The organism is Streptomyces sp. SID5643 (assembly GCF_009872555.1).
Classification (GTDB): Bacteria; Actinomycetota; Actinomycetes; order Streptomycetales; family Streptomycetaceae; genus Streptomyces; species Streptomyces iakyrus.
The window spans coordinates 1-11,340 of record NZ_WWIC01000306.1 but is presented as its reverse complement, the minus strand read 5'-3'; the positions used below and the strand labels follow the sequence as shown (position 1 = coordinate 11,340).

11 protein-coding genes are annotated in these 11,340 nt (G+C 72.8%); 9 read left to right on the top strand and 2 right to left on the bottom strand.

The window, feature by feature from the left end:
• The 3 genes from GTY56_RS33335 to GTY56_RS33325 form a co-directional block, all read left to right on the top strand.
• The coding region (locus GTY56_RS33335; protein ID WP_237525148.1) for a DUF5819 family protein at positions 1-762 on the top strand (762 nt) is incomplete at its 5' end.
• Positions 759-1,970 (top strand): HTTM domain-containing protein, encoded by a 1,212-nt coding sequence (locus GTY56_RS33330; protein WP_161369007.1) that lies wholly within the window; start codon positions 759-761, stop codon positions 1,968-1,970. The genes GTY56_RS33335 and GTY56_RS33330, both read left to right, overlap by 4 nt.
• On the top strand, positions 1,967-2,734 hold the full coding sequence (locus GTY56_RS33325; protein WP_161369006.1) for a TrmH family RNA methyltransferase: 768 nt from the start codon (positions 1,967-1,969) through the stop codon (positions 2,732-2,734). Before GTY56_RS33330 ends, GTY56_RS33325 begins: the two co-directional genes overlap by 4 nt.
• Before the next feature lie 46 nt (positions 2,735-2,780).
• Here the strand turns inward: GTY56_RS33325 and paaN are convergent, their stop codons facing one another.
• On the bottom strand, positions 2,781-4,472 hold the full coding sequence (paaN, locus tag GTY56_RS33320) for a phenylacetic acid degradation protein PaaN (protein WP_161369005.1): 1,692 nt from the start codon (positions 4,470-4,472) through the stop codon (positions 2,781-2,783).
• Between the two features lie 160 nt (positions 4,473-4,632).
• Here paaN and GTY56_RS33315 point away from each other — a divergent pair, with 160 nt between their 5' ends.
• Together GTY56_RS33315 and GTY56_RS33310 are read left to right on the top strand one after the other, a co-directional pair.
• Positions 4,633-6,156, top strand: coding sequence for a 3-hydroxyacyl-CoA dehydrogenase (locus GTY56_RS33315; protein ID WP_161369004.1), 1,524 nt, complete (start codon positions 4,633-4,635; stop codon positions 6,154-6,156).
• Complete coding sequence (locus GTY56_RS33310; protein ID WP_033309952.1) at positions 6,153-6,743, top strand: TetR/AcrR family transcriptional regulator; 591 nt, start codon at positions 6,153-6,155, stop codon at positions 6,741-6,743. The genes GTY56_RS33315 and GTY56_RS33310 overlap by 4 nt, the downstream gene beginning before the upstream one ends.
• 88 nt (positions 6,744-6,831) lie before the next feature.
• On the opposite strand, the gene GTY56_RS33305 is transcribed toward GTY56_RS33310, so the two are convergent.
• Positions 6,832-7,353, bottom strand: a complete 522-nt coding sequence (locus GTY56_RS33305) for an Lrp/AsnC family transcriptional regulator (protein WP_392117441.1) — start codon at positions 7,351-7,353, stop codon at positions 6,832-6,834.
• 154 nt (positions 7,354-7,507) lie between these two features.
• On the opposite strand from GTY56_RS33305, the gene pdhA reads away from it, so the two are divergent.
• The 4 genes from pdhA to GTY56_RS41440 form a co-directional block, all read left to right on the top strand.
• Positions 7,508-8,659, top strand: a complete 1,152-nt coding sequence (gene pdhA / locus GTY56_RS33300; RefSeq protein WP_161369003.1) for a pyruvate dehydrogenase (acetyl-transferring) E1 component subunit alpha — start codon at positions 7,508-7,510, stop codon at positions 8,657-8,659.
• Positions 8,656-9,660, top strand: coding sequence for an alpha-ketoacid dehydrogenase subunit beta (locus GTY56_RS33295; RefSeq protein WP_107456442.1), 1,005 nt, complete (start codon positions 8,656-8,658; stop codon positions 9,658-9,660). The genes pdhA and GTY56_RS33295 overlap by 4 nt, the downstream gene beginning before the upstream one ends.
• Positions 9,660-11,084, top strand: a complete 1,425-nt coding sequence (locus GTY56_RS33290; RefSeq protein WP_161369002.1) for a dihydrolipoamide acetyltransferase family protein — start codon at positions 9,660-9,662, stop codon at positions 11,082-11,084. The genes GTY56_RS33295 and GTY56_RS33290 overlap by 1 nt, the downstream gene beginning before the upstream one ends.
• Before the next feature lie 86 nt (positions 11,085-11,170).
• On the top strand, positions 11,171-11,340 hold a 170-nt coding region (locus GTY56_RS41440), incomplete at its 3' end, for an NTP transferase domain-containing protein (protein WP_161369001.1).

Below are 11,340 nucleotides of genomic sequence, written 5' to 3'. Positions count from 1 at the left end.
CCGGGCCGGCCGGCCCCGCCCGAGGAGCGGGGCGCGCCGGCGGAGTCCGCCGGTCCGGTCGAGCCGTCCGGGCCCGCCGGGGCTCACCCGCTCGGCGAACCCCGTACCGGTGTCGCCGCGCTCTCCCTCCGCTACCGGATCGCGGTGGCCCTGGCGCTGGCGGTCGTCGCCGTCGGGGTGTGTGTGCATCTGGGGATGACGTTCCTGCACGTCGCCCCGGCGAACACGGTCACCAAGGCGCACGGCGAGGCCGTGGACGACTGGATCTACCCGGAGTTCGAGCAGAACTGGAAGCTCTTCGCGCCGAACCCGCTCCAGCAGAACATCTCGATCCAGGTCCGCGCCGGGGTTCGGGGGCCGGACGGCGCGACGGTGACCACCGGCTGGTACGACCTGTCCGCCCAGGACGGCCGCGCCATCGACGGAAACCTGCTGCCCAGCCACACCCAGCAGAACGAACTGCGCCGTGCCTGGGACTTCTACGTCGCGACGCACGACGGCGAGAACCGCCCGGTGGGCCTGCGCGGCTCGCTCTCGGAGTCGTATCTGCGCCGGATCATGGTGCTGCGCCTCGACCGTGACGACGCCGTACGGGCCGCGACCGGGGGCTCCGGTGTCATCGAGCGGGTGCAGGTCCGCTCCCGGACCAGCAACGTGCCGCCGCCCCGGTGGAGCCGGGAGAAGGTCTCCACGACGCCGTCCTACCGGGAGCTGCCGTGGTGGAAGGTCCCGCAGGACGAGTCCGCCGGAGGAGTGCGGTGAACCGCTTCTCGCTGGCCGTGTCGGGCGGGATCGCCCGCGTCACCGAGGCCGCCCTGGGCCCCTACCAGACGGCCGTCATCCGCATCGGCTTCAGCGCCACCTGGCTGCTGTTCCTGCTCCGCGAGCTCCCCCACCGCCACGAGCTGTACGGTCCCGACGGGCCCTGGAGCTGGGACCTCGCCCAGCAGTTGATCGGGTCCAACGGTTCCTTCACCACGCTGATGTGGTCGGACGGCCGGGTCTGGTTCGAGATCGTCTACGCGCTCGCGGTCCTCTCCAGCGCCCTGCTGATGCTGGGCTGGCGCACCCGCACCATGTCGGTGCTGTTCATGGTCGGCGTGCTGTCGCTGCAGAACCGCAGCGTCTTCATGGGCGACGGCGGCGACAACGTGCTGCACCTGATGTCGGTCTACCTGGTCTTCACGCGGTGCGCCCAGGTCTGGTCGCTGGACGCCCGGCGGGCCGAGCGGGAGCGGACGGCACGCGCCCGGGGCGAGCGGGTCACGGACCGGACCGGTCCGGCCCTGTGGGGCGTGCTCGGGGCCGTGCTGGCCGCGGTCACCCTGGTCGGCCGGATGCAGGGCGACTGGCTGATACCGGCGCTGCTGTGGACGGTGTGGGTGGCGCAGGCCGTGTGGTGGCTGGTCGGACGCCGGGCCGGGACCGGTGAGCCGCGGATCCTGCTGGACGTGATCGGCAACGTCGTGCACAACGGCGCCCTGCTCGTGATCATGGCCGAGGCGTGCCTGATCTATGCGACGGCCGGCTGGTACAAGGTGCAGGGCTCCCGCTGGCAGGACGGCACCGCGGTCTACTACCCGCTCCACCTGGAGTACTTCTCTCCCTGGCCGGCGCTCGCCGATCTGCTGTCCGCCAGCGGCACGATGGTGATGCTGGTGACCTACGGGACGGTCCTGGTGCAGGTCGCCTTCCCGTTCACCCTGTTCAACCGGCGGGTGAAGAACGTCCTGCTGGCGGTGATGATGACCGAGCACGCCGTGATCGCCGTGGTTCTCGGTCTGCCGTTCTTCTCGCTGGCGATGATCGCGGCGGACGCGGTGTTCCTGCCGACGGGCTTCCTGCGCCGCCTGGGCGGCCGGGCGGCACGTGTGCGTGACCGGCTCGCGCGCCGGGGCGGGCGGGTGTCCCTGCCCGGGCAGCGTGCCCGTCAGAACCCCGAGGCCGAGCACGTAGGCTCCGGGGCATGACCGACCCCGTGACCCGCTGGCACCGGCTCGCCGGTGACACCGTCCTGCTCGACGGGTTCCACGCCCTGAAGCACGCGCTGCGTTTCGGGGCGGAGGTGCCGGTGGCGGTCACCGCGGACCGGGCCGCCGCGCTGGCCCTCGCCGAGGAGCTCGCCCCGGACGTACGGGACGCGCTGGCCGGGCTGCTGACGGAGGTGCCGTACGGGACGTACACGTCGTTCGTGCCCCGCCCGCACCCGACGGCGGTGGCCGCGCTGGCGGTACGGCCCTCCCGCGGGTCCAGCCTCGCGAAACTGGCCCACACGCCCCGCACGGCCCCGGTGGTGGTCCTCGACAACCCGCGCAACCTGGGCAACGCGGGCGCGGTGATCCGCCTGGCCGCCGGTTTCGGGGCGACCGGTGTGGTGACGACCGGGACGGTCGACCCCTGGCACCCGACGGTCGTGCGGGGCGGGGCGGGTCTGCACTTCGCGACGACGGTGGAGCGGCTGACCGCCGGCGAGCTGCCGCCCGGCCCGCTGTTCGCCCTGGACCCGGAGGGCGACGACATCCGGGGGGTGAAACTCCCGGACGACGCCGTCCTCGCGTTCGGCTCCGAGCGCACGGGTCTGTCGGCCGAGCTGCGCGCCCGGGCCGACCATCTCCTGTCCCTGCCGATGCGCCCTCAGGTCAGCAGCTACAACCTGGCGACAAGTGTGGCGATGACCCTGTACCACTGGAGCTGCGGTGCGCCCCTTCAAGGGCGCGGGGAACTGCGCGAGTGACCACGACGCACCGGCACCCGCGCAGACAACAGCACAACCCGGGCTCCTAGGCGTCCCTGCGCACCTCGACCACCCGGAACCGGTTGGCGACGAACGCCCCGTCGCACAGCGCCGCACTCGCCGCCGGATTGCCGCCCGACCCGTGGAAGTCGGAGAACGCGGCCGTCTGGTTGACGTACACCCCGCCCGTGAGGTTCAGCGACAGCTGCGCCGCCTCCTCCAGGCAGGCTTCCTGCACGTCACGTTCGACCTCCGCGTCGGTCGTGTACGCCCCGACGGTCATCGCGCCCTTCTCCCGGACGGTCCGCCGCAGCAGCTCCACCGCGTCCTTCGCCGAGTCGACCGCCACGGCGAAGGACACGGGCCCGAAGCACTCGCTCATGTACGCGGCCTCGTCGTCCGGCTTGGCGCCGTCCAGCTTGACGATCACCGGCGTGCGGACGACCGCTCCCGGGAAGTCCGGGTTGGTGATCTCGCGGGAGGCGAGGGCGACTTCGCCCAGGCCCGCCGCGGCCTCCAGCCGGGCCTTCACGTCCGGGTTGACGATCGCGCCGAGCAGCGCGTTCGCCCGGGCGTCGTCGCCGAGCAGCCCGTCGACGGAGTTGGCCAGGTCCGCGACGACCTCGTCGTAGGACTTGGGGCCCTGGTCGGTGGAGATGCCCTCGCGGGGGACGAGCAGGTTCTGCGGGGTCGTGCACATCTGGCCGCTGTACAGGGACAGCGAGAACGCCAGGTTGGAGAGCATGCCCTTGTAGTCCGACGTGGAGTGGACGACGACCGTGTTGACGCCGGCCTTCTCCGTGTAGACCTGCGCCTGGCGGGCGTTGGCCTCCAGCCAGTCGCCGAACTCGGTCGAGCCCGTGTAGTCGATGATCCGGATCTCGGGGCGCAGCGCGAGCGTCTTGGCGATGCCCTCGCCGGGGCGCTCGGCGGCCAGGGCGACCAGGTTCGGGTCGAAGCCCGCCTCGGCGAGCACCTCGCGGGCGGCCTGCACGGTGAGGGCGAGCGGCAGCACCGCGCGCGGGTGGGGCTTGACCAGCACCGCGTTGCCGGTGGCGAGGGAGGCGAACAGGCCCGGGTAGCCGTTCCAGGTGGGGAAGGTGTTGCAGCCGATCATCAGGGCGATGCCGCGCGGGACCGGCGTGAACTGCTTGTTCATCGCCAGCGGGTCGCGCTTGCCCTGGGGCTTGGTCCACTCGGCGTTGTCGGGCGTGCGCACCTGCTCGACGTACGCGTACGCCACGGCTTCCAGGCCGCGGTCCTGGGCGTGCGGGCCGCCCGCCTGGAACGCCATCATGAACGCCTGGCCGGAGGTGTGCATGACCGCGTGGGCGAACTCGTGCGTCCGGTCGCTGATGCGCTTGAGGATCTCCAGGCAGACGACCGCGCGCTGCTCCGCGCCCGCGTCGCGCCAGGCCCGCTGTCCGGCCTTCATGGCGGGCAGCAGCACGTCGAGGTCCGCGTGCGGGTACGTCACGCCGAGGTCGACGCCGTAGGGGGACGTCTCGCCGCCCACCCAGCCGTCCGTGCCCGGCTGGCCGAGGTCCAGGCGGGAGCCGAGCAGGGCGTCGAAGGCGGCCTTGCCCGCCGCCGCGTCCAGGCTGCCGTTCTCCCCGTAGGCCTTCGGGTGCTCGGGGTGCGGTGACCAGTACGCGCGCGTGCGGATCGCTTCCAGCGCCTGGTCGAGGGTGGACCGGTGCCGGGCGATCAGCTCGTGCGCCGAGAGTGCGGCGGTCATGGGTGACCAACTCCTCGTCTCAAGAACTCCTCGTCGAGTTCATGACCTGGGCAGAAACCTGGGCAGGAACACTCGGACAGAGCTAGAGTAACCGAACGATCGGTCGGTTCAAGGGGGTCCGCCGCATCTGTGGAAAACCCCGTGCGGGAGGATCGCGCACATGACAGCACTCGACCTCAGCAGCCCCGTGGCCGTCGTCGGCACCGGCACCATGGGCCAGGGAATCGCCCAGGTCGCGCTGGTCGCGGGCCATCCCGTGCGGCTGTACGACACCGCCCCCGGGCGGGCCCGTAAGGCGGCCGAGGTGATCGGTGCCCGGCTGGACCGGCTCGTCGAGAAGGACCGGCTCACCGGCCCCGACCGGGACGCCGCCCGTGCCCGGCTGCTGCCCGCCGAGAACCTCGCCGAGCTCGCCGACTGCGCCCTGGTCGTCGAGGCGGTCCTGGAGCGTCTGGACGTCAAACAGGAGCTGTTCCGCGCCCTGGAGGGCATCGTCTCCGACGACTGCCTGCTCGCGACGAACACCTCGTCGCTGTCCGTCACCGCCATCGGGGGCGCCCTGCGCGCCCCCGGCCGCTTCGTCGGCCTGCACTTCTTCAACCCCGCTCCGCTGCTGCCGCTGGTCGAGGTGGTCTCCGGGTTCGCCACCGACGTCACCCACGCCACGCGCGCGTACGAGACCGCCCGGGCCTGGGGCAAGACGCCGGTCGCCTGCGCGGACACCCCCGGCTTCATCGTCAACCGCATCGCCCGGCCCTTCTACGCCGAGGCCTTCGCGGTCTACGAGGCGCAGGGCGCCGACCCGGCCACCATCGACGCCGTGCTGCGCGAGTCGGGCGGCTTCCGGATGGGCGCGTTCGAGCTGACCGACCTGATCGGCCAGGACGTCAACGAGTCCGTCACACAGTCGGTGTGGCAGTCCTTCTTCCACGACGTGCGCTTCACTCCGTCCCTCGCTCAGCGCCGCCTGGTGGAGTCCGGCCGGCTCGGCCGCAAGACCGGCCACGGCTGGTACGACCACCGCGACGGCGCCGAGCGTCCCGAGCCGGACACCGCCGAGCGGCGGCAGCCGCCCGCGTACGTCGTCGCCGAGGGCGACCTGGGGCCGGCCGCCGAGCTGCTCGCGCTGATCCGCGAGGCGGGCATCCCGGTCCGTGACGAGAGCGACGACGAGGACCAGGGGGCGTGCCTGCTGCTCCCGAGCGGCGGCCGGCTGGTCCTCGCCGACGGGCAGACCGCCGTGGAGTACCGGGACCTCGTCCACTTCGACCTCGCCCTGGACTACCGCCGGGCCACCCGGATCGCCCTGTCCGCCTCCCAGGACACCTCACCGCAGGCCATCGCCGAGGCCACCGGCCTCTTCCAGGCGCTCGGCAAGCAGGTCAGCTTCATCGGCGACATGCCCGGCATGATCGTCGCCCGCACGGTCGCACGGATCATCGACCTGGCGCACGACGCGGTCGCCAAGGGCGTGGCCACCGAGGAGGACATCGACACCGCGATGCGCCTCGGTGTCAACTACCCCCTGGGCCCCTTCGAGTGGTGCCGCCGCCTCGGCCGCACCTGGGCGTACGTACTCCTGGACGACCTGCACCGGCGCGATCCCTCGGGACGCTACGCCCCGTCCCTGGCGCTGTACCGCCACGCCCACGCCCCCGACCCGCGGGAAGGCACCGCCTCATGACCACCGCCAAGCGCGACACCTACACCCCGGACACGCTGCTGTCCGTCGCCGTCCAGGTGTTCAACGAGCGTGGCTACGACGGCACCTCCATGGAGCACCTCTCCAAGGCGGCCGGCATCTCCAAGTCGTCGATCTACCACCACGTGGCCGGCAAGGAGGAGCTGCTGCGCCGGGCCGTGAGCCGGGCCCTGGACGGGCTCTTCGGGATCCTCGACGAGGAGCACGCGCGCGTGGGGCGTGCCGCCGACCGCCTGGAGTACGTCGTCCGGCGCATGGTCGAGGTGCTCATCGCCGAACTCCCCTACGTGACCCTGCTGCTGCGCGTGCGCGGCAACACCGACACCGAGCGGTGGGCCCTGGAACGGCGCCGCGACTTCGACCACCGTGTCGCCGACCTGCTCAAGGCCGCCGCCGCGGACGGGGACGTGCGCGCCGACATAGAGGTCCGGCTGGTGACCCGGCTGGTCTTCGGCATGATCAACTCGATCGTCGAGTGGTACCGGCCGGACGGCCGCGGCATGAATGAGCGCGAGGTGGCCGACGCTGTGGTGCAGGTGGCCTTCTCCGGCCTGCGCAAGGCTGCCTGACGCGGCCCTGCGCAAGGCTGCCTGACGCGGCCCTGCGCAAGGCTGCCTGACGCGGCCCCGCGCGAGGCCCTCACGCCCGGAGCGGGTCTCACCCCTGCGGCTCCAGGTCCTCCTCCTCGAACACCAGCAGCGTGCGCGAGCTGAGCACCTGCGGGATCGCCTGGAGCCGGGTCAGCACCAGCTCGCGCAGCGCCCGGTTGTCGGACACGTGCACCAGCAGCAGCACGTCGAAATCACCGCCCACCAGGGCGATGTGGGAGGCGCCGGGCAGTTGTCTGAGCTCCTCGCGCACCGTGCGCCAGGAGTTCTGCACGATCTTCAGCGTGATGTACGCGGACGTGCCCTGACCCGCCCGTTCGTGGTTGACGCGGGCGCCGAAGCCGCGGATCACGCCGTCCTCGACGAGGCGGTTGATGCGGGCGTAGGCGTTGGCGCGCGAGACGTGGACCCGCTCGGCGACCGACCGTATCGAGGCGCGCCCGTCCGCCTGGAGCATGCGCAGGATGTCCTGATCTATGGCGTCCAGAGGTCGCGGCGGCGGCAGCACACCGCCGTCGTCCTGTCGCGCGGCCATTTGTTCAGATGCCACCTGCGCCGACCTCCCTACCATGGACGTACTGCGTCCATCTCAGGCTGTGGAGAACCGTTTGTCCACAGCCTGAGGCCACCCATAGCCAAATTGTGCCGTCGACCGAACAATCGGTAGGTGAGGCGGGTCACAGCCGACGCGCCTCTTCGAGCCGCTCCCACGAGGAGGTGCCGTCATGACGGTCATGGAGCAGCGGGGCGCGTACAAGCCCACCCCGCCGCCCGCCTGGCAGCCCCGGACGGATCCCGCGCCGTTGCTGCCCGACGCCGAGCCGTACCGCGTCCTCGGCACCGAGGCGGCCGCGAAGGCCGACCCCGAGCTGCTGAGGACGCTGTACGCGCAGCTGGTGAAGGGCCGCCGCTACAACGCGCAGGCCACCGCCCTCACCAAGCAGGGCCGTCTCGCGGTCTACCCCTCCACCACCGGCCAGGAGGCCTGCGAGGTCGCCGCCGCGATGGTGCTGAAGGAGCAGGACTGGCTCTTCCCCAGCTACCGCGACACCCTCGCCGTGGTCGCCCGGGGCGTGGATCCGGTCGAGGCGCTCACGCTGCTGCGCGGCGACTGGCACACCGGCTACGACCCCTACGAGCACCGGGTCGCCCCCCTGTGCACCCCCCTCGCCACCCAGCTGCCGCACGCCGTGGGCCTCGCGCACGCCGCCCGCCTCAAGGGCGACGACGTGGTCGCGCTGGCCATGGTCGGCGACGGCGGCACCAGCGAGGGCGACTTCCACGAGGCGCTGAACTTCGCCGCCGTCTGGCAGGCCCCGGTCGTCTTCTTCGTGCAGAACAACGGCTTCGCGATCTCCGTCCCGCTCGCCAAGCAGACCGCGGCCCCGTCGCTGGCCCACAAGGCCGTCGGCTACGGCATGCCCGGCCGCCTGGTCGACGGCAACGACGCCGCCGCCGTGCACGAGGTGCTCTCGGACGCCGTGCGCCACGCCCGCGCGGGCGGCGGGCCCACCCTCGTCGAGGCGATCACCTACCGCGTCGACGCCCACACCAACGCCGACGACGCCACCCGCTACCGCGGCGACGCCGAGGTCGAGACCTGGCGCGAACACGACCCGATCCAGTTGCTGGAGCGCGAGCTGACCGGGCGCGGCCTGCTCGACGAAGCCGGCATCGAGGCCGCCCGCCAGGACGCCGAGACCATGGCCGCCGCCCTGCGCGAGCACATGAACCAGGACCCGTCCCTGGACCCCATGGACCTCTTCACCCACGTCTACGCCGAGCCCACCCCGCACCTGCGCGAGCAGCAGGACCAGCTGCGGGCCGAGCTGGAGGCCGAGGCCGACACCGAGCCGGAAGGCGGCACGCACCGATGACCACCGTCGCCGTCAAGCCGGCCACCATGGCGCAGGCCCTCACGCGCGCGCTGCGCGACGCCATGGCCGCCGACCCCGCCGTGCACGTCATGGGCGAGGACGTCGGCACCCTCGGCGGCGTCTTCCGCGTCACCGACGGACTCGCCAAGGAGTTCGGCGAGGACCGCTGCACGGACACCCCGCTCGCCGAGGCGGGCATCCTCGGCACCGCTGTCGGCATGGCCATGTACGGCCTGCGGCCGGTCGTGGAGATGCAGTTCGACGCGTTCGCCTACCCGGCGTTCGAGCAGCTCATCTCGCACGTGGCCCGCACGCGCAACCGCACCCGCGGCAAGATGCCCCTGCCGATCACCATCCGCGTCCCCTACGGCGGCGGCATCGGTGGCGTCGAGCACCACAGCGACTCCTCCGAGGCGTACTACATGGCGACTCCGGGGCTCCATGTCGTCACGCCCGCCACCGTCGCCGACGCCTACGGGTTGCTGCGCGCCGCCATCGCCTCCGACGACCCGGTCGTCGTCCTGGAGCCGAAGCGGCTGTACTGGTCGAAGGATTCCTGGAACCCCGAGGAGCCGGCGCCCGTCGAACCGATCGGCCGCGCGGTGGTGCGGCGCCCGGGCCGGAGCGCCACGCTCATCACGTACGGGCCGTCCGTACCCGTCTGCATGGAGGCGGCCGAGGCGGCCCGGGCCGAGGGCTGGGACCTCGAAGTCGTCGATCTGCGCTCCCTGGTGCCGTTCGACGACGAGACGGTGTGCGCCTCGGTACGGCGGACGGGCCGTGCGGTCGTCGTCCACGAGTCGGGTTCCTTCGGGGGCCCGGGCGGGGAGATCGCGGCCCGGGTCACGGAGCGCTGCTTCCACCACCTGGAGGCGCCGGTGCTGCGCGTGGCCGGGTTCGACATCCCGTACCCGCCGCCGATGCTGGAGCGCCACCACCTGCCCGGTGTGGACCGGATCCTGGACGCCGTGGGGCGTCTGCAATGGGAGGCCGAGAGCTGATGGCACAGGTGCTGGAGTTCAAGCTGCCCGACCTCGGGGAGGGGCTCACCGAGGCGGAGATCGTGCGCTGGCTGGTCGAGGTCGGCGACGTGGTCGCCATCGACCAGCCGGTCGTCGAGGTCGAGACGGCCAAGGCGATGGTCGAGGTGCCGTGCCCCTACGGCGGTGTCGTCACGGCCCGCTTCGGCGAGGAGGGCACCGAACTGCCCGTCGGGGCACCGCTGATCACGGTCGCCGTGGGGGAGAAGCCCGCCGACGGCAACGCCTCCGAGGGCTCGGGCAACGTCCTGGTCGGGTACGGCACCTCCGAGGCGCCCGCGCGGCGCCGCCGGGTCCGGCAGGAGCGGCCGGCGTCCGGCGCGTCCGCGACGGCCGGGCAGTCCGGTGCCGGAACGGCGAACGGACGGGCAGAAACCGGCGCTGCCCCTGTGAACGCGCAGGCCGCGGGCGCCCCGGCGACGGTGAACGGGCGAGCGGGCGGCCTCGCGACGGAGGACGGACCCGTCCCCGTGATCTCGCCCCTGGTGCGCAGGCTGGCCCGGCAGAACGGCCTTGACCTGCGGGAGCTGACCGGATCCGGCCCCGACGGGCTGATCCTGCGGGCGGACGTGGAGTACGCCCTGCGCGCCGCCGGCCGGGGGGCCACGACGGCTCCGGCGGCCGAGCCGCACCCGCCCGTGCCGCAGGCGCCGAGCCCGGCGCTCGTGCCGGCGTCCTCGGCGACAGCGGCCCCCGCCGGGATCCGCACCCCGCTCAAGGGCATCCGGGGCGCCGTCGCCGACAAGCTGGCGCGCAGCCGCCGCGAGATCCCGGACGCCACCTGCTGGGTGGACGCCGACGCCACGGAGCTGATGCGGGCGCGCGCTGCCATGAACGCGGCCGGCGGTCCGAAGATCTCCCTCCTCGCCCTGCTGGCCCGGATCTGCACCGCGGCCCTCGCCCGCTTCCCCGAGCTCAACTCCACGGTGGACGCCGAGGCCAGGGAGATCGTCCGGTTCGGCCAGGTGCACCTGGGCTTCGCGGCGCAGACCGACCGGGGCCTGGTCGTCCCGGTCGTACGGGACGCGCACGCGCGCGACGCCGAGGCGCTGACCGCCGAGTTCGCCCGGCTGACCGAGGCGGGCCGGACGGGGACGCTGACGCCGGGCGACCTCACTGGCGGGACGTTCACGCTGAACAACTACGGCGTCTTCGGCGTCGACGGCTCCACCCCGATCATCAACCACCCCGAAGCCGCCATGCTCGGCGTCGGCCGCATCGTCCCCAAGCCGTGGGTGCACGAGGGTGAGCTGGCGGTGCGGCAGGTCGTCCAGCTCTCGCTCACCTTCGACCACCGGGTGTGCGACGGCGGTGTGGCGGGCGGATTCCTGCGGTACGTCGCGGACTGCGTGGAACAGCCGGCGGTACTGCTACGGACGCTGTGATTCCTGTTCCTCGTCCGAGCCGGCATTCGTGATCGCGTCGCTTCCCCCGCGTTCCGTGTGATCGCGGGGGCACGCATACTCGGGGGGTGACCGCGTACCAGCACCCCGGCGAACCAGGCGTCGCGACCGGCCCCGCGCACGGGGCGGACCCCGCCCGGTACGACGCCGTCGTGCTCGCCGGCGGTGCCGCCCGGCGCCTGGGCGGTGCGGACAAACCCGGCGTGCGGGTGGGCGGGCGGCCCCTGCTCGACCGGGT